Origin of the sequence: Capillibacterium thermochitinicola, assembly GCF_013664685.1 — a bacterium.
Taxonomy (GTDB): Bacteria; Bacillota; UBA4882; order UBA10575; family UBA10575; genus Capillibacterium; species Capillibacterium thermochitinicola.
The window spans coordinates 88,234-110,005 of sequence record NZ_JAAKDE010000002.1 but is presented as its reverse complement, the minus strand read 5'-3'; the positions used below and the strand labels follow the sequence as shown (position 1 = coordinate 110,005).

At 56.1% G+C, this 21,772-nt stretch carries 19 protein-coding genes and 1 other annotated feature; of the genes, 5 read left to right on the top strand and 14 right to left on the bottom strand.

Features of this window, described 5'->3' with window-relative positions; genetic code table 11:
* Positions 1–16: 16 nt before the first annotated feature.
* The 3 genes from ilvC to G5B42_RS01300 all read right to left on the bottom strand — a co-directional run bounded on the left by ilvC (position 17) and on the right by G5B42_RS01300 (position 6,718).
* Complete coding sequence (gene ilvC / locus G5B42_RS01310) at positions 17–1,006, bottom strand: ketol-acid reductoisomerase (RefSeq protein WP_231133124.1); 990 nt, start codon at positions 1,004–1,006, stop codon at positions 17–19.
* Positions 987–1,535, bottom strand: coding sequence for an acetolactate synthase small subunit (gene ilvN / locus G5B42_RS01305; protein WP_181338648.1), 549 nt, complete (start codon positions 1,533–1,535; stop codon positions 987–989). The genes ilvC and ilvN overlap by 20 nt, the downstream gene beginning before the upstream one ends.
* Positions 1,536–1,824: 289 nt before the next feature.
* Positions 1,825–2,064 (bottom strand) — a binding site (T-box leader).
* Positions 2,065–2,191: 127 nt separating this feature from the next.
* Positions 2,192–6,718 (bottom strand): DEAD/DEAH box helicase, encoded by a 4,527-nt coding sequence (locus tag G5B42_RS01300; protein WP_181338647.1) that lies wholly within the window; start codon positions 6,716–6,718, stop codon positions 2,192–2,194.
* Between the two features lie 401 nt (positions 6,719–7,119).
* Here G5B42_RS01300 and G5B42_RS01295 point away from each other — a divergent pair, with 401 nt between their 5' ends.
* The 4 genes from G5B42_RS01295 (at position 7,120) to ybaK (ending at position 10,697) form a co-directional block, all read left to right on the top strand.
* Positions 7,120–8,127, top strand: coding sequence for an ABC transporter substrate-binding protein (locus G5B42_RS01295; RefSeq protein ID WP_331274007.1), 1,008 nt, complete (start codon positions 7,120–7,122; stop codon positions 8,125–8,127).
* A gap of 76 nt (positions 8,128–8,203) precedes the next feature.
* Positions 8,204–9,127, top strand: a complete 924-nt coding sequence (locus G5B42_RS01290; protein WP_181338645.1) for an ABC transporter permease — start codon at positions 8,204–8,206, stop codon at positions 9,125–9,127.
* Positions 9,111–9,908 (top strand): ABC transporter ATP-binding protein, encoded by a 798-nt coding sequence (locus G5B42_RS01285; protein WP_181338644.1) that lies wholly within the window; start codon positions 9,111–9,113, stop codon positions 9,906–9,908. The genes G5B42_RS01290 and G5B42_RS01285 overlap by 17 nt, the downstream gene beginning before the upstream one ends.
* Before the next feature lie 294 nt (positions 9,909–10,202).
* On the top strand, positions 10,203–10,697 hold the full coding sequence (gene ybaK / locus G5B42_RS01280; RefSeq protein ID WP_181338643.1) for a Cys-tRNA(Pro) deacylase: 495 nt from the start codon (positions 10,203–10,205) through the stop codon (positions 10,695–10,697).
* Here the strand turns inward: ybaK and G5B42_RS01275 are convergent.
* The 11 genes from G5B42_RS01275 to G5B42_RS01225 form a co-directional block, all read right to left on the bottom strand.
* On the bottom strand, positions 10,684–12,897 hold the full coding sequence (locus tag G5B42_RS01275) for a hypothetical protein (RefSeq protein WP_181338642.1): 2,214 nt from the start codon (positions 12,895–12,897) through the stop codon (positions 10,684–10,686). The genes ybaK and G5B42_RS01275 overlap by 14 nt on opposite strands.
* 65 nt (positions 12,898–12,962) lie before the next feature.
* Complete coding sequence (locus tag G5B42_RS01270) at positions 12,963–13,931, bottom strand: helix-turn-helix transcriptional regulator (RefSeq protein WP_181338641.1); 969 nt, start codon at positions 13,929–13,931, stop codon at positions 12,963–12,965.
* On the bottom strand, positions 13,924–15,096 hold the full coding sequence (locus G5B42_RS12235; protein WP_181338640.1) for a helix-turn-helix transcriptional regulator: 1,173 nt from the start codon (positions 15,094–15,096) through the stop codon (positions 13,924–13,926). Before G5B42_RS12235 ends, G5B42_RS01270 begins: the two co-directional genes overlap by 8 nt.
* A gap of 261 nt (positions 15,097–15,357) precedes the next feature.
* Complete coding sequence (locus tag G5B42_RS01260) at positions 15,358–16,701, bottom strand: FHA domain-containing protein (protein WP_181338639.1); 1,344 nt, start codon at positions 16,699–16,701, stop codon at positions 15,358–15,360.
* A gap of 148 nt (positions 16,702–16,849) precedes the next feature.
* Entirely contained in the window at positions 16,850–17,326 is a 477-nt protein-coding gene (locus tag G5B42_RS01255) for a serine protease family protein (protein WP_181338638.1), read from the bottom strand.
* Positions 17,271–17,726 carry a S1 family peptidase gene (locus tag G5B42_RS01250; RefSeq protein WP_181338637.1) on the bottom strand — a complete coding sequence of 152 codons (456 nt, stop codon included), beginning with the start codon at positions 17,724–17,726 and terminating at the stop codon, positions 17,271–17,273. The genes G5B42_RS01255 and G5B42_RS01250 overlap by 56 nt, the downstream gene beginning before the upstream one ends.
* Positions 17,727–17,808: 82 nt before the next feature.
* The gene (locus G5B42_RS01245) at positions 17,809–18,363 is read right to left on the bottom strand and encodes a ubiquitin-conjugating enzyme E2 (RefSeq protein WP_181338636.1); all 555 of its coding nucleotides are present in this window, start codon (positions 18,361–18,363) and stop codon (positions 17,809–17,811) included.
* A 2-nt stretch (positions 18,364–18,365) separates the two neighbouring features.
* A complete protein-coding gene (locus G5B42_RS01240) occupies positions 18,366–19,130 on the bottom strand; it encodes a Mov34/MPN/PAD-1 family protein (protein WP_181338634.1) in 765 nt (254 codons plus the stop codon).
* Positions 19,120–19,938, bottom strand: a complete 819-nt coding sequence (locus G5B42_RS01235; RefSeq protein ID WP_181338632.1) for a HesA/MoeB/ThiF family protein — start codon at positions 19,936–19,938, stop codon at positions 19,120–19,122. The genes G5B42_RS01240 and G5B42_RS01235 overlap by 11 nt, the downstream gene beginning before the upstream one ends.
* Positions 19,931–20,323, bottom strand: coding sequence for a HesA/MoeB/ThiF family protein (locus G5B42_RS12060; protein ID WP_181338630.1), 393 nt, complete (start codon positions 20,321–20,323; stop codon positions 19,931–19,933). Before G5B42_RS12060 ends, G5B42_RS01235 begins: the two co-directional genes overlap by 8 nt.
* The gene (locus G5B42_RS01225; protein ID WP_181338628.1) at positions 20,302–20,601 is read right to left on the bottom strand and encodes an EsaB/YukD family protein; all 300 of its coding nucleotides are present in this window, start codon (positions 20,599–20,601) and stop codon (positions 20,302–20,304) included. Before G5B42_RS01225 ends, G5B42_RS12060 begins: the two co-directional genes overlap by 22 nt.
* Before the next feature lie 310 nt (positions 20,602–20,911).
* On the opposite strand from G5B42_RS01225, the gene G5B42_RS01220 reads away from it, so the two are divergent.
* Positions 20,912–21,766, top strand: coding sequence for an RING finger protein (locus G5B42_RS01220; protein ID WP_181338626.1), 855 nt, complete (start codon positions 20,912–20,914; stop codon positions 21,764–21,766).
* The last annotated feature ends 6 nt before the right edge of the window (positions 21,767–21,772 follow it).

The following is a 21,772-nucleotide window of genomic DNA, read 5'->3' as shown; positions in this document are numbered from 1 at the left end:
CGTAATCCGCCGGTAATTACTTGTTCCAGCTCATCATCTTGCGCAGTTCCCGGCCGACCTGCTCGATCTGGCTTTCCTGTTCCATCCGGCGCCTTGCGTTGAAATAAGGCCGGTTGACCTGGTTTTCCAAGAGCCACTTCCGGGCAAAGGTGCCGTCCTTGATCTCCTGGAGGATCTTTTTCATCTCTTTCCGGGTCTCCTCGGTGATAATCCGTTTCCCGGTGGTGTAGTCGCCGAACTCGGCCGTATCCGAAATGGAATAGCGCATTAAACTCAATCCGCCCTGGTAGATCAGGTCGACAATCAATTTCATCTCATGGAGACATTCGAAATAGGCACTCTCCGGCTGGTAACCGGCTTCAACCAGCGTTTCAAAGCCGGCCTTGATCAATTCACAGAGGCCGCCGCAGAGCACCGCCTGCTCGCCAAAGAGGTCGGTCTCGGTCTCCTCCTGGAAAGTGGTCTCCAGGATCCCGGCCCGCGCGCCGCCGATCCCGGCCGCATAGGCCAGGGCAAGCTCCTTGGCGTTACCGGTCGCATCCTGGTACACCGCCACCAGACACGGGACCCCTCTTCCTTCCTGGTACTGGCTTCTGACCGTATGGCCGGGACCCTTGGGAGCCACCATGAACACATTCACGTCCGCCGGGGGCACGATCTGTCCGTAGTGGATATTGAACCCGTGGGCAAAGGCCAGGCTTTTCCCGGCTTTTAAATGGGGGGCGATGCTTTCCGCATAGATCCGGGGTTGCTTCTCATCGTTGACCAGGATCATAATAAGATCCGCTTGTTTGGCCGCTTCGGCCGTGGTCGCCACCTTTAACCCGGCTTCTTCCGCCGCTTTCCAGGATTTGCTACCCTCATAGAGGCCGACCACCACATTTACCCCCGACTCGTGCAGGTTCAAGGCGTGGGCGTGACCTTGGCTCCCGTAACCAATCACGGCCACCGTTTTCCCCTTCAAAAGCTCCAGGTTACAATCCTGCTCATAGTACATCTTCGCCATTTCCTGATTCCTCCTCACTTTTTTCACTTTTTTCATGTGATTTCAGCGCTTGAGAACCGCGCTCAATTGCCGTCAGTCCGGTGCGGACAATCTCCACAATACCGTAGGACTTCATCAGCTCGATAAAGGCGTTGATCTTGGCTTCGTCTCCCGTCATCGCCACCGTCAGGGAGTCGGTGGCCACATCAACGGTGTTGGCACGAAAGATCTCAACCACCTCCATCACCGAAGCCCGTGTCGTCAGGTTTGTCTTCACTTTGATCAGCGCCAGTTCGCGGAAGACCGACCGTTCCGGGTCAAGTTCCACGACGGTAAGCACATTGATCAGCTTTTTCACCTGTTTTTTGATCTGGTCAAGGATTTGGTCATCACACCGCACGACAATCGTCATCCGGGATATATGGGGATCTTCCGTCTCCCCCACCGACAAGCTGTCAATGTTGTATCCCCTCCGGCTGAAAAGGCCCGCTACGCGACTGAGCACACCGGATTGGTTTTCCACAAGCACTGACAGAACATGCCTATTCATCACTGTCCCTCCCCTTATTTCTTGCTAAAAAACCGCGGTTTTTCCGGCAATAGTTTAGAGAATACTAACCTGGACACGGGCGTTCGCCGGTGTATCGACTTGGCGGCCCGCGCGGTGAACACCCCAGATCCGACTTGGCTGTTTTTATCTTACATTTTTTCTATGTTTTAACATATCCGGGTTACAGTTAAGGCCCCAGTGCTTCCTTTTTCCTGACTTCAGACCCCACGGCCCGTTCGCAAAGTCCGTTGCAATGTAACAAAAAACCCCCGCCCTTCGCCATAAAGGCGACAGGGACGAGGGGTATACGCCACGTGTTACCACCCTGATTCGTCTTTACCTTACGATAAAGACCTCATGAGGTTCTAACAAACCTTCGCCTGTAACGGGGCTTCCCGTACCTTCCTACTGCCGGGTTCAGAAGATCTGCTCCGGAGAGAGACGTCCCCCGCAATTCTGCTGATTTCCACCGACCATCAGCTCTCTGTAAGAATCGGCCCGGGTGACGAGGCTCCTTCATCGCATTTAGTAGCAGGTATTATTACCTGGTGTTGATTGTTTTGTGTTATTTCTATCAAATATATCAACTGCCGATACTGGTGTCAAGAAGATTTTGTCACGGTAATTGTGAAATCTGTGTAAACCGGGCACCCCGTTTACCACCATTTCCGCGCAGACGGCCACAGGATCATCCGTTGATAATCCTCCTCGAAACCGGCGGCCGTCAGGATCCCCTTAACCCAGCTTCGGTTGGCCGGTTCCCCGTTAAAACTCTGGACAATAATCTTCTGGTCCGGGTAGGCCGGATACAAAGCGGGGATCAATGCCTTCAGACCTTGCTCCACCTGGGCCGGGGGAGCAGTTCCTACGGTTTGCAGGCGGAGGTTCCGCCCCGCCGCAACCAAAACGGGCCGCCCGGCGGCCAGGACAAGATAATCGCCGGTGGGCTTTTTGGCGTCCGGGGGAATCGCCGGCCACTCTGTAATATAGAGAAACGGGTTGGCCGGATCGGTCCAAGCCAAAGCCCAGCACCGTGCGGGCATTTCGGCGGAGGCGCCCAGAACGGCCAAAGCCTGCGGCAGTGCATATTGAACCCCGCTTAAGCCCTTGATGAAATAGCCCCGGTGCACCCGGCCGAGATTTTCCAAGACGGCAAGGAGGGGAGCAACCTCTCCCCAGGGGATCCCTTCCACCTGCACGATCTCCCGGCAGACAATCCCGTACCGGTTTAGGAGGGACTGGATTAGCATCTCGCTGGTCCAATTTAAAGGGGGCAACACCGACCATCTCCCCATCTGGGCCATTACCCCCGGTGGGATCACCCCGTGGGCCCCAGGCCGGTCCTGGGGTCTGGTGCGGAGTAAATAACGAACGGGACCAAAGGAATCATTGGTAATCAGCCCTTGGAGCATAAGTTCTTCCAAAGCCTGCCAGACGGTGGCGGCTGGAAGACGGGTCTCTCTTAAGAGAAAGGGTAAGGTTATCGCCCCTTTCTGCCTTAACAGATCCAGAAGTGACCGGGCGGGCGCGGACAACCCGGACAGGTCACCCGCCGCCGGATTACCGGCGGGCGGGTCACCGGCAGGTAGGGATTCGGCGGCCGGGGCCGGGGACCACGCTTCGGAAGAAAAAACCATCTCCTGGCCTTCGGCAGGAAGGGGAAACGCCTCAATCAGGATCTCAAAATGATCCGCGCTGCCCCGCGCCCGCCATTGAAACTGTCCACTGGCAAAGAGCATGTCCAAAAGGGAGGGTTTGTACCCCCGCACCCTGGCGGGGAGAAGATGCCGTTCCCAGGCGGCCGCGGAAAACCAACGTCCGCTCAACTGGTTCAATGTTTCGACCAGTCCTTCCGTCTCGCGCCGCTCCCCGGTCACCCCCTGCCAGCGGGCAAGAAAGGACGCATACGCCCAGGGTTCCTGGAGACGGGTGCGGGCCTTGACCTCCTGCCGCCGCCGGGCAAGGCTCCGCCGGTGGATCTCCCTTAAGATCTCAGGGTCACACCATTCCTCCTCATGGCCGCTGGGACTAAACTCCCCGGTTTCCACCAGCCCTACCGCGGCCAAAGCAGCCAGTTCTTCCTCGACCTCAGGCAAGGTCCAGCCGTAACGGGCAGCCAGTTTCCGGGCGGTAAAGGGCCCGTGGGTCAGCACGTACCGCTGAATAATCCGGGCCTTTGCCTCCTGGTAAGTCGGGGAAGAGGCCGGGCAGGCCGCGCTGGCAACCACAACCTTGGCCCCCGGGAGGGCTGTTAAATACGCGGCCAGCTCGTCCCGGTTCACCAGGAACCGCCGGTTGCTTTCGCCGCCGGCCGCCGGCGCCGCCTCGACCGGGACGGCAACCCCTTTGGCCTGTAAAACAGCGATGATGGTCCGGATCTCCTCTTCCCGCTGGGGAAAGGCCTCCTTGATCTCATCGTCGGTCAGATCCCCGCAGCGCGTCAGCCAGTACCCGACCCGTTCCTCGTTCGGCTCCTTGATCACCAGGTCGAGGCCGCGGGCTTTCCGGTCCACTTCCGCAATGACATCGGTCCGGAAGAAATCACGAAAGCCGCTCCCGCCGGCAATGGTTTTCAAAGTGGCCGCCCCCAGCCCGAAAAGGCGCTGCCCGCCTTCCACCCGCGGCGTATCGGGTTCATAGATAAAACTGGCCACAAAGTTAAAGAGGTGTCCGTAGGCAAAGGGGGAAGGCGTCTGGTGCTGTTTCCGGTAAATTTGGATCTTCCCGCTGCCAATCGCCGCCAGCACGGAACGGAGGCCATCCAAGTCCAAATAATCCTGGAAAATCTCCCGGTAGGCCTCGATCACCAGCGGAAAATCCCGGTCCTTGGCCACAATCTGCAGTAAATTCCCGGCCTTAATCCGGGAAAGCCACAGCGGGACCCTTTTCCCGCCGTACCCGCCCCGGGGCATCACCAGCGACCGTTGGGCAGAGTGGCGGAAAACCGCCCCGAAGAGCGGCGTCCCGGCCAGGCCTTTCCCCAGCTTTTCTTCGAGCGCGTCATCCGCCAAACCCAGCCAGTCGATGGTGGGCGGCGTACTCCCCCGCGGCAGACTGAACATAATCCCGTCGTCCTGGGTCATAAAGGGAAATTTCGCTCCCAGGCGCTCTTCCCAGGCGGCATTGAGCAGTAAAGCCAGCGCCAGATGGACCCGGTTCCCAAAGGGGGAGTGGAGCAAAAGGCGCCATTCCCCGGCCTCGTCGGGGAACTCCTCAATAACGATCCGGCGGTCGGTGGGTAGATAATCGACCGCCCGCTTTTGGGCGGCCAGATAAGCATGGAGATTCCTGGCCACCTCCGGACTGAGGGCACACCCCGTCTCCAGATAAGAACGGAGCTCCCCCGTCTCCAGCTTTGCTTCAAGCGTGCCTAAAAAGGCGCCGATCCGTTTCCCCAGCTCAAAAGAGCGACCTCCCTGCTCCGCCCGCCAAAAAGGGACGAAGGCTTCGCCTTTGCCCGCCGGGGAGACGATCACCCGGTCCTGGCGGATCTCTTCAATCCGCCAGACCGAAGTCCCCAAAACAAACCGGTCGTTCAGGCGCCGTTCGTAGACGAACTCTTCATCCAACTCCCCCAGGCGCACATTGGAGCCGGCCAGATAAACCCCGTAATAGCCCCGGTCCGGAATGGTCCCTCCGGCCGTGTAAACCAGCCTTTTCCCGTAGGCATCCGGTTTGAGGACCCCCGCGCTTTTGTCCCAATAGAGCCGGGGACGTAAATCCACATACTCCTTGCTTTCGTAAGCCCCGCTCAGCATGGCCAGCACCCGTTCGAAGTCGGTCCGGGCCAGGGTGTGAAAATTATAGGCGGAACGCACGATCTGCCAGACCTGCTCCACCATCACCTCGCCGGTGGCGGTCATCGCCACCAGTTGCTGGGCCAGAATGTCCAGGCAGTTTTTGGGGGCTTTCATCGGCTCGACCCGGCCTGCTTTCATCTCCTGGAGCAAGGCTACGGCTTCCAGAAGGTCCGCCCGGTTTTTGGGGATGATCCGTCCTTTGCTGGGCAGATTAACGACGTGGCCGGCCCGGCCTACCCGCTGCAGGCCACGGGCGACCTCCTTGGGGGACTCCAGTTGGATCACCAGATCAACCTCCCCCACATCGATCCCCAGCTCCAAGGAGGCGGTGGCCACCACGCACTTAAGCTCACCCGCCTTCAGTTTTCTCTCCACTTCCAGCCGGATCTCCTTCGACAAACTGCCATGGTGGGTCCGGGCAACCTCCTCCCCGGCGATCTTGTTGAGATTGGCGGTCACCCGTTCGGCCAGCCGCCGGTTGTTGACGAAAACCAGCGTCGACCGGTGCTGGCGGACCAGAGCGTCCACTTGTTGGTAGATCGATGGCCAGACGGTTTTCTCCGGCAATTCCCGCAGGTTGGGAACGGGAAGGATAATCTCAAGATCCAGCTCTTTCCGTTGGCCGGTGTCCACAATGGTCACCGGCCGCGGCCGGCGCTCCCCGCGCACCGGTTCCGGCTCATACCCGCCAAGAAAGGCGGCCACTTCTTCGAGCGGACGGATGGTGGCGGACAAACCGATCCGCTGGAGCCGCTCCCCCGGACCGGCCGTCTCCGCCACCAGACTTTCCAGGCGTTCCAGCGAGAGGGCCAGATGGGCGCCGCGTTTTTCCGTAAAAAGCGTATGGATCTCGTCCACAATTACGCACCGGACCGTCCTTAAGATCTCCCGGGCCTTTGAGGATAACATCAAAAAAAGCGACTCGGGCGTCGTGATCAGGATCTGCGGCGGCCGGCGCAGCATCCGTTGGCGTTCTGGCCCGGGGGTATCCCCGCTCCGGACCGCTCTGGTGATCTCCGGAAGCATCAGCCCCCGTTGCGCGCCGTATGCCCGGATTCCCTTCAATGGCCGTTCCAGATTGCGGTAGATGTCATTGTTCAAGGCTTTTAACGGGGAGATATACAAAATCTTCACCCCGTGGTTCTTTGCCGACCCGAGCTTCAGCGTCGTTGCTTCTTGCTCCATCTCGCGGTAAAGCCCGTCGATGGCTTTTAAAAAAGCCGCCAGCGTTTTTCCGGAACCGGTCGGCGCCAGGAGAAGCACATTTTCCCCGGCGGCGATCCGCGGCCACCCTTCCGCCTGGGGCGGCGTCGGGGTGCCGAAGGTCTCCGTAAACCACTGGGCAACAAGGGGATGAAAATCCTTCAGCGCCGGATGGAGCACAGAGAAACACCTCCAATTCTTTACAACGCAAACAGTCTGCCGGGACCCTTCTATAATAACATTTGTTCCCCGTAATGATCGGCCGGGATGTGAAAATAATATTACGTTTTTTCTTTCCCAACCTTTAAACGGTTATAACCTATAAATCAACTTTCCAGTCTTCCTGACACCTACGAAAATAGCTTATTTCTTGACTTTTGGCGGCATCTGCTATATAATTAATTTAACTTATAACAAGTAGTTTGGTAGAATGGTAGGAAATAAGAAAAGAAGAGGCAGATGATAACCACCGCTCGTGATGTGAGAAGGGGTTATCTGTTCTGTTTCTCTGTTTCATTGGAAACATGCGCTCCTACCGGAGCGCTTTTCTTTTTTCCGCCAGGAGCCAAGGAAAAAGGAGAGTGAACGCCTTGAAGAAAAAAGGAGTTTTGTTGTTAGTCGTTATCCTTTTGGTAAGCGTGGGGGTGTTCTTTTTCCTCCGCCAACCGGCAACGGATACCCTGAAAACGGATACCCTGAAAATCGGGATTGTCCAGATTGTGGAGCACCCGGCGCTCGATTCCGCCCGGCAAGGATTTATCGATCTGCTGACCGAACGCGGGTATGTGGAAGGAGAAAACATAACCTACGAAATCCAGAATGCCCAGGGTGATATGGCCACCGCCAATACCATCGCCCAGAAATTCAAGAACGCCAATCTCGACCTGATCTTGGCCATTGCCACCCCCACCGCCCAGGCCGTGGCGAATCTGATCAAAGATAAGCCCATTTTGTTCACTGCTGTAACCGACCCGGTCGCCGCCGGCTTGGTGGAAAGCGCCGAACGGCCGGGAACCAATGTCACCGGGACCAATGATCTGCAGCCGATGGAAGCACAGTTCAAATTGGCTCAAGAGTTGGTACCCCAAGCGAAACGGGTTGGGATCATTTACAACGCCGGGGAAACGAACTCCGTCACCCAAGTCAAGATGGCAAAAGATATCACCGCGGAATTGGGCCTGACCGTGGTGGAAGCCACAGTCGACACCAGCGCCGGCGTTTTGCAAGCCGCCCAGTCCTTCATCGGCCGGGTAGACCTTATTTACGTCCCCACCGATAATACCGTAGTCTCCGCTTTTTCTTCCGTGGTCAAGGTTGCCGAGGAGAATAAACTTCCGATCATCGCCGGGGAAGCAAACCTGGTATCCCAGGGCGCCCTGGCCACCGTGGGGGTTAATTACTACCGGCTTGGCCGCCAGACGGCGGAGATGGCGCTCCGCATTATTGAAGAAGGCGCCAAACCGCAAACCATGCCCGTCGAGAGCCAGAAAAAGACCGAACTGGTGATCAATGAAGACGTGGCACGGGCTTTGGGGATCAACCTCTCTGCGGCCATGCGGGAGATAGCCACCCTTATTCGGAATCAATAGGGCAACGTTTCCAAGATCGTCGTTAAGACGCCGCTAGAATCCGGGCTAATTCAATCTTTAAATGGAGTGACGAATCATGTGGCTAAATATTCTCCAGGGTACAGTTGAACAGGGACTTGTCTTTGGCCTGCTGGCGTTGGGTGTTTACCTGCCCTTTCGGGTTTTGGATTTTCCCGATCTAACAGTGGAAGGCAGTTTTCCGTTGGGGGCGGCGGTCAGCGCGGCTTTGATCATTAACGGAACGAACCCTTTCCTCGCCACCGGCATTGCGATGTTCGCCGGGGTGGTGGCGGGTATAATCACCGGAGTCATCAACACCAAACTCAAGATTGCCGGTCTCCTCGCCGGGATTTTGACCATGACTTCCCTCTATTCCATAAACCTCCGGATTATGGGGCGCGCCAATATCCCCTTGTTACGGGAGACGACCATTCTCACGGTGATCAAAGACTGGGGCTTTCCCGACCGTTATCTGGCCTTAACCGTTTTTACTCTCCTCGTCTTTCTGGTCAAATTTCTCCTTGATTATTTCCTTTATACCGAGATCGGAATGGCCCTTCGCGCCACCGGCGACAGCCCGGTCATGATTGAGAGCTTGGGCGGGAACACCAACCACATCAAAATCCTCGGTTTGGGCCTGGCCAACGGCCTCGTCGCCCTTTCCGGGGCCTTAACCTGTCAGTATCAGGGCTTTGCCGATGTGGGGATGGGGATCGGCATGATCGTGATTGGCCTCGCCTCGGTGATCATTGGGGAAGTTGTGATCCGGACCAGCAAAATAATCTATGCCACCTTTGGCGTGATCGTTGGCTCCGTCATCTACCGCCTGGCGATCACGGTCGCTCTCCAGCTGGGCTTCGCCCCCACCGACCTAAAGATCGTCACGGCCCTGCTGGTGATCCTGGCCCTCGGCGCCCCGACCCTGCGCCACTTCATGATCCAGGACGAATTCGCCGAACGCTTGATGGAAAGGGGCGTTTCTGATGCTCAGACTAACTAATCTGCACAAAATCTTTAACTACGGCAAGGTCAACGAGAATTACGCCCTGAAGGATATTAACCTGGAGGTTCCCAAAGGCGATTTCATCACGATTATCGGCAGTAACGGGGCGGGCAAATCCACCCTGCTGAACCTGATCGCCGGTACCCTTTTCCCGGATGCGGGAACGGTGGAGATTAACGGCGAGGATGTCACCCACTGGCCGGTTTATAAACGGGCGTCCCTCGTCGGCCGGGTTTTTCAAGATCCCCTGCAAGGAACGGCCGCCGAAATGACGATCGAGGAGAACCTTTCGCTGGCCGTCAAACGCGGTCAGCGCCGGAGTTTACGGCCGGGACTGGACAAGAACAGACGGGCCGAATTTAAGCGCCTCCTTTCCTTACTGGAACTGGGCCTGGAAAACCGCCTGGATTGCCCGGTGAAACTGCTCTCCGGCGGGCAGCGGCAAGCCCTTACCCTGCTCATGGCCACTATGGGCCATCCCCGGCTCCTCCTCCTGGATGAATACACGGCTGCCCTGGACCCGAGTACGGCCCAGCAGATCATGGCCATTACCGACCGGATCGTCGCGGAGTACCAATTAACCGTCCTGATGGTCACCCACGACATGAAACAGGCCTTGGCCATGGGTAAACGCACGATCATGATGGACCGGGGGGAAATCATCCTTGATCTCAAGGGGAAAGAAAGGGAGAAGCTTACCGTCAACGACCTGCTGGCGAAGTTCGCCGCGAAAAGCGGCCGGGAATTGACCGATGACCGGATTTTGTTACATGGTTGATGGTTGGTTGACCTAATTGTAAAGCTGCCGCTTTAGGCAGCCTTTTTATTTTAATTAAAACTTCTTTTCATATGTGCAGAACCCCGGACGGATCATAACCCACGTGGTCTTTTGCTGCTTCCACCGGACAATTTCGTCGGCAAGACAGCTACCGGAACAGACACCGGTTTAGACATGATTCTTCTTATTTTCTTACTTTACTCATTGCTCTGCTACAATCTTTAACAAGGAAGAGGTAAAATAATACCAAAGGTTTAGTAAGGGATAACAAAGATTCTGAAAGCTGGTGTTTCCATGGGAGATAAAGCAAAATACCCGGTTACCCCGGCAATCCGTTTTTTGCGGGCGGCAAAGGTCAGTTACACGGAACATCTGTACCGCTATGAAGACAGGGGTGGGACGGAGGTCGCGGCGCGGGAATTGGGCATCCCCGAACACGCCACCATCAAAACGTTGATTATGGAAGATGAAAAGAAAAAACCCCTCATCATCTTGATGCACGGCGATTTGGAGGTTTCCACCAAGGAACTGGCCCGGCTTCTCGGCGTGAAGACAATCCAGCCTTGCACTCCGGAAACCGCCAATAAGCACAGCGGTTATTTGGTCGGGGGGACCTCACCCTTCGGCATCCGGCACCGGATGCCGGTATATATGGAAGCGACCATTCTGGACCTGCCCAGAATCTACATCAATGGCGGCAAGCGCGGCTTCCTGGTGGAAATGGACCCGCAGGACCTGGTCAAACTCTTAAATCCCCAACTGGTAAAGGTAGGGATTAAGAAGCACTAATTTGTAGGATTTTCGTTGTCCCGTCCGGCTGCGCCAAGTAAACCAGACGGATTTTTTCTCCCTTGGCGAGCGTAATAAAGAGATAATGGCAATTTCTCCCGTCCACCGTAGTCTTTCCCTCCGCCAGCAAAACGGGGTTGTTCAGTTCATTGAGCTCCAACAAATACCGTTCGAGCACCAGCCGACGGGCCAAGGGCAGCGCAGCCACCTGACGTAAGGCCGGTTCGGCAAAGAAAAGCCGCCGGAAATGGAGTTCCCATAGGTTTTGGATCTCCTGCGCCCGGGGAAGGAGGCAAGCCTCCACTTGCTGACCGGTTTCTTCGACCGCTCTTTGCAGAGTGGTTTTTTCGTCCGCTGCCTGCTTCAGCTCCTGGGCAGTAGCAGCCAGTTTCTTTTCTAACTCCGCCAGCTTTTGGTCCAAGCGCTCAACTTCTTCCCTTTTCTTCCGAAGGACGTTTTGATACTGTTCTTCTTCGCCGGGAAATAATTTCTCAAGTGGAGAAAGAGTTGGCACTTTTCGGGTGAGCTTTTCCACCCAAACCTTGGCCTTCGCTTGGTAGCCCGGTGTAATTTGCTGCTTCCGCCAGGTCCCGTTCGCCCAGGCCTCTTCCAATTGACGCAACTCCTTGGCCAAAATCTCCTGTTGATTCGTTGTTTTTTGCTTTTCCTCAGTCAGCCTCGTCCGCAAGGCCTCTGCTTTATCCAACCGGCCGGCGGCCGTCTTCAGGTTTGCCGTTAAATCAGCCCGCTCTGCCTCCAGTTTATGCAGCCGCCGGTCCACCGCCTCCACCTTTGCCCGTTCCTCACCCTCCGCCCAACTGGGCAAATCCTCATCCCAAGGGGCCACCTGTCCTTGATAGTGGCTCAGGCTAAACCAGATCACCATCGCCAACAGGTTACGGTTTATCTCCAGAGTCCCTTTCTGGAGCTGGAAACCGCCAAAGCCGACCGCCAGGAGCCAACCAACCGGCCCGGTTAAAAAGCTTAACAGACTGGCCGCGCCGGTATAAATGGAAAAGGGAAGGGTAATCCCGAGCATCGTCGTAAAGACGGCGTGCAGCACTGTCGTCAACATCAGATAAGCTCCAAACCCGGTCAATTCGACCAGCGCAATCAGGGAAAGCGGGCCGGCCGCCCCCGTGAGGGCTTTCATAATCACCGTTCCAGTTAACCGGTCAACCCCTAGCGACTTTTCCAGGGCACGCCGCTCCTCTTCTTTAAGTCCACTGAGCGCTTCGTCCAGGCGCGCGGCCGCTTTCTCTTTCTCCTCTCCTGAGAAACGCTTCGCCCACTTTTGCGCCTCTTCCCAGAGGCGTTCTTTGTAACGCTCATAAACCAGCTGCGCTTTTTGAGCCAAAGATAAACCGCTATCCAGACGGAGCCCCTTGGCGGCTTCATTAATTATCGTCACCGAAAGGGCTTCCGGGCTGATTTCCCCGTTTAGGTTGACCCGTTTCGCCAGTTCCGCTTGGAAGAGAGAAATAAGTTCCTCGCGACGATAGCCCTGAAGGTTTTGGGTGGCCTCATCAATCAGATCGGAAACCTTTTTAATCTCCACCTCCGGCACCCAATCGCCGTGCCCGATCAGCGCTCCGGCCTGGTTCAATTTTTTCGTGAGGAAACTCCCGATTTTACTCCCGGTTTCCTTTAGATAGTTGGCCAGGGTGATGTTTTGTAAAATGGCAACAAGGGATCTTAGCTCCTCATCATTAACCTTGTCCAAAGGGGCAAAAATGTTAAGCAGGAGAACACTTCCCTTCTCTTCCTCTCCGGCTTCCTCCCGGCCGTAATCCCAAGAAAATTCCGGCGGAACAAAACCCGGGGGTCCGTAGGTTTTCATCAGCCAGATCCCTAGGGCAAAGGCTTTCCGGAGCATGGCCGCAGCAAGATAGTAATTGCCGTAATTTCGGTGATTTGCCTTATTCCCTTCGATCCTTAAGGTATGCAGGTAATTGAGGATAAAGTCGGGGGCTGCCCTATATTTCCGAAGCGTCGTCAGTTCCCGCAAAAAGCGGTGGTCTTCCCAGACAGACGACTGCAGGATCCCCGCTTCCTGCATAATTTGGCCGGTGACCAACTCGGCAAACAACCGTAATTTCGATAAAGTCGCCTTCGGATCCACCCCGAGAAGAGTCTCGGCCAAATGGCCGACTTCCGCCAAATCTGGCCATTTTGTTTTTAAAAACCCGAAGTTGTCCATTAAGTCACCCCTCCCTCACGGCGCAATCCGAATCCTAAAGCTGCAACCTCTCCGCTGAATCGCCTTTAATCCGATGGGTATAAATCCAAAACCTTATAAGCACTACGAATCATATCGTCTTTCAGTTCCTCCGGCGCCAGCACCACTGCCGACGAGCCAAAACTCCGGATCCAGGGTTTGATCTCGTTAATCCCCCGGACCTGGTCGGTATAGATGAGATATCCCTCCATTTTTGTCACCGACGCCTTTTTCCGGTGGGCTGTGTCCCGCAGAACCCGCCGCCAGACGTTATACTCATCGTAAAACTTGATTTTCACCGTAACCAACGGCGAACTGAGATCAACCCCCCAAGCCTCGGCAAAGACCTCTTCCAGAGAAAAATCAGGAGGGTAGGTGAATTTACCTGTCTCCATATAGTCCCTGATGCGATCAACCCGCAAGACCGTCAATTTCCCTTCAATGAGACCCACCAGGTACCAAAAGCCCCAGACCCAGTAATAAACCAACCCGTAGGGTTCCATTTCAAAACGGAAAGCCGCGCCGGCGGCATCCACATAATCAAGGAAAAGGCGGCGTTCGGCCAAGATCGCCTCTTCCAGGCTGGTCACCATTTTTTCCGTAGTGGGGGAGTCGTACAGTCCCCGCCAGCCTTTGACGAGCAGCCTGTTTTGCCGTTTACCCAAGGCCGCCTGCTCTCCCTTTCCCAGCAAGGCCTGGCATAATTTGGCCCGGACCCGGTTAAGTTCCGGCGAATCCTGACGCTCAAGGGCCCACAGCAAAGCCAGGGCTTCGGCCGGGGTGAAGGCCGGCGCCGGCGCGGAGACCTCCGTGGAGATTAATGACCAACATTCCCCGCCGCCGGTATCATCATCCTGGGTAGTCAGCGGCAATTCATGGCTAAGAATCTCCAAATCGGTCCGCACCCGGGCCCGACTGACCCCCAATTTGGTGCTCAGTTCCTCCAGACTTAAACCGGACGGGTTTTTCTTCAGCAAATAAACCAGCCGACTGAGGCGGTCCAAGGTTTCATCCATTGTCCTGCGCGCCCCCTTGACTTTCCGCCGCATAGCGGGCTAATTTCCGGCGGGCGCCGGCGATGATGCGCTCCCGCAACTCCACCGGCGCCAATACTTCGGCCGAAGCGCCAAACTGCCGGACCCAGCGGCTAATCTCCCCCAGGCCGGAGACCGTATCGGTAAAGAGCAACGACCCGTCGGGTTCCTCCTGCACTTGGGCGGTGGGACGCAAGGACGCGTCCCTTCTCACCTTGTCCAGAACATTAAAGTCATTCCGGAAACGGATCTTCACCTCACATAAGGGACCGTCCTCCGCGCCAAGGGCATAGGTTAACCGTTCGCACTTGGCCGGATCCAAACCGGCCGGCGGCCTGCCCCCGGCCGTCAGATTGGCCATCCGGTCCAGGCGAAAGAATCCGGCCCCGCCGTCCGTCTGATTGACGGCCGCCAGGTACCACCGGTCCAAGGCCAGGTTATATACGACATAACAGGGCAAGACCGTCCACCGGGAAGCCGGCTCCTGCGGGCAGCGGTAAGTAAAAGTCACCATCTGATCCTGGGCCACCAGGGCGGTTAATTGCTCCATCACCCGGAAGGCGGTCCCATTCTGCCGGCAAAGGGGTCCTTTAATGACCAGGCGGGCTTGGCGTTTGGCCGCCCTCTCCAACAAACGGGGCGAAAGATTGACCATGCTTAGCCGCAACTTCGCCAAGACCGCATTTAATTCCGGCCCTAAAGGGCCCTTCGCCTCGTAGCCTTGGATAAACCGGATCATACTCTCCAGTTCGGCAAAGGAGAAATTCAGCCGGGGCAAGATTTTTTCGCCCAACTGCCACCCTTCGGCCGTCTCCCGGATTAACCCTTCCTGGCCAAGCCGGTGCAAAAAGCGGTCAAAGGTTTTATCGCTGGCCTCAAATTCGGTACGAAAAAAGGAACGGGCCCTCTCGGTGGAGACGGGAAAACGGCATCTGGACAACCAGAGAAGAAACCGGATGGCCCGTCCGGAAAAATCATCGATCTGAAAAAATTCGCCTTTTAAAATCTGTTCGTATTTCTCCCGGTAACGCTGGACGGTTTTGACCGAAAGCCCCAGCCGGGAAGCGATCTCCGCCAGCGAAGCATCAGGGGATTGCTCGAACTCCAGACAAAACTCCTCGAATTTTTCGGACAGCGGCGCCGCCACGAAACCACCTTCCGGCTTAAATTCTAATTTAACAATTTATTATGTAATTCGCTTATACTTACCGGATTCCTTCCTTTTTGAAAAAAGTAAGCATAATAAAAAAGAGGACAAGACCTTCTACCCGTCTTGTCCCCGCCACTCGCTTACGACCCTGTGGTACGCTTTCTTTTTCGCTTTCTCGCCCAAAGTAAACTCTTAAACTTCTGCTGGCCGCTCAAAACCCGCCCGTCCGCCCGCTCCGTAGTTTTTTTCTTTCTCATCTTACCCTTCTTTGACCCGGAATTGCAAAAGGTGCTTGCCGATGCCAATCAGATCCCCGTTACGCAACGTAAAGCGCTGAGCGGAATGATTGTTATGCATGACCATCCCCCGCCCGGTTAAATCCGTTCCCCGGTAGCTCGAATCATTAATCACGTCAACCCGGAAAGCGTAAGGGGGAACCGACGCATCACCATACAGGACGATGTCGGCCTTGCCGGAAGACCCAAAAACAGTCCGGGCGCCGAAGAGGATGAACTCCTTTCCCTGCATGGGGCCGCTGACGGCCGCCAACCAGACTTCCCGCCGGAAATGTTCAACCAAGCCGATGAGCGCGCCGATCCCGCCGCCAAGGGCCAAAAAACCAACCAGCCGGGCGACGCTGCCTTCCCCGTAGGGCAAGGGGATACAGATCAGATCAAAGACTAAGCCGCCGGCCGCCCCTCCGGCCATTCCGCCGATCAAACCATTCACCATCCTTTTTTTATTCCCCGCCATCCAGCCGTTGGCCATCCCCATGCCGGCGCCCAGCAGGGTCCACCCCAACGTCCGGGCGATGATTTGCCAGAGCAGGGGCTGGCCTATGCCGCCCCCACCGAGCAGACTGTAAAGCATTTGACCGGCTCCACTCCCGATGAACCCGCCAAGCGCCGCCCCGAGCATCCAGCGGAAACCTTTCCGGAGCGCCAGCCCATACTGACGGTTGAGTAATGATTCTACCGTTCCGAAGGAAAAACCGATGATTCCCGAGATGAGACAGCCCCACCAGGCCATTCCCAGCACCATTTCCATAAAGCTCCCGTAAGTGTAATGATCCGGGAACAAACATTCATCCACCAGCCAAGCCAGCACCGCGCCGCATAAGCCGGCCACCGCCATCTGCCAAAGATTGGTCGGGATCAGCCCGCGCATTTTGGCCTTGAAACTTTCCGGTTTGGAAGGGATTTTTTGGGAAGGAAGTTCTCCTTGCTCCGGCGGGAAACTCCCTTTAACCGCGCCCGCCGCATCCAATTCCTCCGGAAACAACTCCAGCCTGGGGCGGACGGCATCCAATTCTTCAGCCGTAAAAATCAGCGCCTGCCTAATGTCATCCAGTTCAGCCCCAGTAATTTCCCAAGGGGAAGAATGCTCCGCCGCCCCGGCCGCCGTTCCCGGTTCCACCAGCACAGCGTCCAACTCTTCCGCGGTTATTTCCCAACGGCATGGAGCGTTTGTCCCCCCGTCTTGCTCCCCCGGCCAAACCTTTCCTCTTCCAGTCTCCGCTTGTTCTTCCGCTTGCTGTTTTGCTTGCTGGGCTTCCTCCTGAAGTCCAGCTCCCGCTTTTTCCCCGCCGGTCTCCTTGGTCATGCGGATCTCCCTCCTTTCCTCCGTTCAAACCGGCTTTCACCTGCCACCAAAATCAGCCTCATCCCCCGGTCAATACCTGCCCTCATCCTTTGCGGGGAAGGCTTTCCTTCCCCCTAACCCAACACCCGGAATAATGATCTCCCGGCTTTCAGTAGCCGCTGCCCGCCGGGAATTCGATTTCAAAATCATCCTCCCGCCGCTTCCTTTTTTTCCGTTGACACCACCGGAGAAAGGAGATGAACCCCACGAGCACGGCTGTTGGCAGCAGGAGGATAAGCCCTTTCCCGGCCAAGGATAAATTCGCCCAGTTGTCAGGTCTCAACATCCAGCGCCGGCCGGTGCTGGTCTCCGGTAAAAGCTCATCACTGACAAAACTATAGGGAACGTGCTGGTTGTTTAAAAAATCCTTGATCACCCCGGCCGGAATGGCCAGCGCCAAATCGGTTCCCTCCACAAGTTCCGTAACCACTCCTAAAACATTTCCGTTCGCATCCAGCAGCGGTCCTCCTGAGTAGCCGGGGACTACCTTGCCTTGGATTTGCATATACCGGTGACCATCAACCGGCAATTCAGTGGTGATTAACTCGCCGTCCGTCCATTCCGGGCTCCCCCCCCCGGTGGCCAAAAAGATAAATCCGTTCTTCGCAGGCGTTTTTATTCTCCCCCAGCCGGAGGAGGGGAGTAGAGGCGGCATCCACCTTCAGCACCGCCAGATCCCTTTGGGGATCGGCCGCCGCCACCTTGGCCGGTAAGCGCGCGCCATTCCCGTTCACCACCGTCACCTCGTCCCCGCCGGCCAGCACATGACAACAGGTGAGCACATGTCCGGCGGAGGAGATAAAAAAGCCCGAGCCTAAGGCCGTTTTCGTTTCAATGGTGACCACAGCCGGGTAGGTCAAACGTTTGACATAATTGGTAACCTGCTCCCCGGCCGGCGCCAAATGGCCGATGCCGATTCCTAAAAGCACACCAAGCAAGAGAAAGACACAAAGGAGTTGCCGTTCTCCTTTCATGGACGCCAACATCCGAATACCCCCTTTACTTGCCAATTTTCACTTTTATACCGCCCGGCTCCGGTCTCTCGGGGAAAAGCGCAGCAGGTCTCCCTTAATGGATGATCAGTTCGAAATCATCTTTTTCCCCACCGGCCGGTTTAAACTCGATCTCCCAATCATCCTCTCTGCCACTGGTCTGCGGTTCCCCCGGGTAAAGTTCCAAATTACCGACCGGGAATCTTCTCTCGTTATCCAGGGCCCAGGAGGCCGCTTCCCGGTCCATCGGGCTTTTGATGTTATATTCTTTGTATTGAATCATATCGCCGACCTTCACGATTAAGTCGACGAGGGTTTCCCCGCCCGCCGCCCAATAGTCGCCGAGACAGACAACGCCGTTTTTGAAATTCGGATGAAAAATCGGGGTTTGAATGGTACATCTCGGTTTGATCTGGGGATAGTTGGCAGTCAGTTGGAAAACAACCTCATGCCGGTCGATCACTTCCGGCCCGTTTTTCCCCAACCGCAAACCGGGTACCCGGTAAGTAACATGGTAAATAGTGGGCGGGTTTCCGCCACTGGCCCGGACAGTAATATAGGGATGTCCGGTAAAAGCCTTCATGACCTGTTCGTAATCGGCTTGCAGCCTTCTGAGCCGTGGTGTGCTCATGTTTAACCCTCCTTCTCTTTTTCTCCGGTTACGTCCGGTTCCGGATCCGGACCCTTTTCCCCCGTCATCGTTGGTTTTTCCATCTCCACTTCCTTCCGGCCTGCGTCGCCCGCTGAGCCATCCTCGGCCAACCGTCTTTCCTCCTCCTTGCCAGAGGCTGCTCCAACTTTCTCCTTTATCCTGCGCTCGCCATTGGCAATCCGGAAAGCCCCTTCCACCACTTCGTCCTTTCTCCAGACAAACACACCGGCTTTTTTCCGTACCGGATCGATCACCAGCGCCACTTGCTCGGGGGAGGAGAAAAAGTAACGGTGGATAAAGAGGTCGTAGGCCGAGAGGAACACCCCGAAGCCGGGATGGGTATGGAACCAACCCACCACCTGCAAAGCGGGGTATAACCGTTCCTGCTCATTCGCCAGGTACTCCCAATCCCGGTGGGTGAAGGTCAGACTGGCCTGCCGGTGCGTGGCGTATTTGGCTTCGACCCAGGCCGTCACCTCCACTACCACTTGGCCGTTTGCCTCCCGGCACCGGCCAAGAAGAAAGCCCCCTTGTTCGTGGCGGAGGTCACCAACCGCATACTCCACTAATTCCGCCATCAATGGCAGGGCAAGCTCCACAAGGACCGGTCCATTGACCGCCGGAACCTCCCTCAGCCGGTAACTTGGGCCAACAATGATCTCAAAATTATCCGGAGTTTCTGTTTGCTTTCCCAAGTCAACTCCTGGATCTTTCCCCTTCTCTACGTGCTGTTCATCAATGGGCATTTGCTCCCTCCTTTCCGCTCCACATCCGGTCACCACTGAGTTCAAAATAGATCCGTTCGGCTCCGGCCTGTCCGGCCAGGATTTCCCAGGGCGCCACGCCTGTTGACCGCAAGGTGTAATCGAGGAAAGGCTCATCCCCGGTGATCTGATGGGTAAAAACCACCTGCCTGACCTGGCCGCAAACCGGACAAACCGCTGCGGAAGCCGACAACTGGGCCAGATTTCCCAGGTAATCCTCCTCCTTCCCGCAATGCGCACAGACCAGCCGGTAGACCAGATCATTCAGGAGTTCCACAATGGCCTCCGCCCCCATTTCCGCCCGCACGCGGGCCAGGAGTTGCCGCCAAGTAGTCCCGGCCGCCGTAAAACCGGGCAATTCCACTAGCCGTTCGATCTTTTCGTGGGCGTAGCAATCTTCCCGCTCCTGATAGGTCACGACATAGGAATCATGGGTTAACCCGTTAAAGACAAACCCCTTCCCCGCCAGGACCGGCAAAGCCGGCTCCTTCTTCCGGTGCAGCAGTTTTACCGCCTCCTGCACGGCAATCCCGGCAATCACCGCCGAGGTGGTTGGCGTGGTCGGAGTTTTCCCGCTCAGCATTTCTTCTTTCGAAAGGAGCGCGCAGGATCGCCTCAGGTTGACTAGGCGGTAGTCTTCTGCGGTCATGGTGCATTCATAACAAGGACCTTCCGGCGGAAGAAAGACCCGGGCCACTCCGCTTAAGGCCTCGATTGCCCCGTCGATCCAGGGCGTGTTGGTCAGCCAGCACCGGCGGTTGATGGCCATCCGCGCTTCCCGGTTATCCACCCCCCCCGATCACCACATCCACATGGCGGAAGAGACCCAGCCCCACTTCGAAGTTGATATTCCCGACAATAGGGACCACCTCAAGCTCAGGGTTGATCTCCCGTAAACGGACGGCCGCCACTTTCGCTTTGAACTTTCCTTCATCTGTGGCGCGGAAAAGCACTGCGCGGGAAAGGTTGGAGAGCTCCACCCGGTCCATGTCAACCAGGAAGATATGGCCTACCCCGAGCAAAGCCAGGTTTTTCAGGATTTCGTTTCCGAGGGTGCCGGCCCCGACCACCAGGACTTTGGCCGCTCGTAACAGGTCCTGATCCCACCAGGAGATGAGCCGGAGCCGGGCATAGCGGTCTTCCGGAGTGAAAGTCAGTTCCATCCGGTCAGGCATGCTCTCCCCCTCCCGGCGGTAATCTCCGGTTGCAGCCTTAAGATGTCGCCTTCCTTGACGCCGGCTTCAGCGAAAGTCTGATCCTCTTTCAACTGTTTCCCGCTGGCCTTATGATGTAACTTGTAGGATAACGGTTGTCCATCCGGTCCGGTCGTCGGCAGCTTCATCCCCTCGATTAATTTTTGGATAATCGCCCGCACCGGCCGGTCGTCCGGGACCGTCACATCAGTCCGTTTATTCCCGGTCTGGTCAATAATGGTCACGGTAAGCTTATTCACTAAAAGTCCCTCCTTTTTAATCGGGGCGCCCCTTTGTCTTCATCTTCATTGTAAAACTCGATCCGGACAAAAGCTGTCCATGGCCATAAACCTCACGGTCACGAACCTGAAAAACGAAAAGAAAACAAAAAAGTAGTTTTCCCGCCCGCCGGCCTTCCGGAAGCTAAAACAAGGGAAACGGCAGGAAAACTCCGGACCAATCCGAATCTTTACCTTTAGAAGCAACCAAGATAACCAAGATAATTAGAAACAACCTGGATAGTCTATTAAACAACCCTCAACAAGCTTTGCTGGGGAGGTGTTATTCCGGATGAACTGGAAAGACTCCTTACGGACCCTATATCAAACGACATATCATGCAACCAGTCTGATCGCCTCCAAGGCTTTTGAAATGATGGATACCGTAAAGACAAGGATCGACATCGGCCGGCGGAATAAAAAATGCCGGCTGCTTTACGGCGAAATCGGGGAAACCATCTACCGCCAAGGAGGGGGCGGCGGGGAAATCCCCCGTTTCCGGCAAGAGATTAGACCGCTCGATGACGAACTGTTTACCGCAACCAGGGAAAAAAATCAACTGGAGCAGGAAATTGCCTACCTCTCCCGGGAACTTAGGGAAGCGAAAAGACGCCATAGCCTAAACTACAGCAAAGAGCTGGAAGAAAGGATCCATCCATTACGGGACCGCTTGCATACCACCAATAAAAAAATATCCCATTTGAAAGGGATATTAAGAAACCTTTATGAACAGATGGGAGAATACGCTTACCAAAACCGGCTGCCCGATCCGGAGCTCAACCACTTGTTTCAGGAGATTGACGACTTAAAAAACGAAATCAACGAGTTATTAGCTGAACTGGATAGGAGAAACCAGGTCCGCAGCCTCCGGCGGCAAAACGACCGGCAGGAAGTATATCAAAGAATCCGGTCCCTCTTTACCTCCCGTCCGGGAGCACCCACCACGGAGAGGGAAGTCATCTTAAACCTTCCCCCTCCCGGCCGGAACCAAACCGATAACTCCGTGCGCACCTGTCCCTACTGCCTGACCGCCATCCAACCCGCGGAAAGAACCATCGTCTGTCCCGTTTGTGAAACCCCCCACCACGAAGAATGCTGGCGCGACAATGGCGGATGCAGTGTCTTTGGGTGCCGTGGGAGGGCTTAGGCTTTC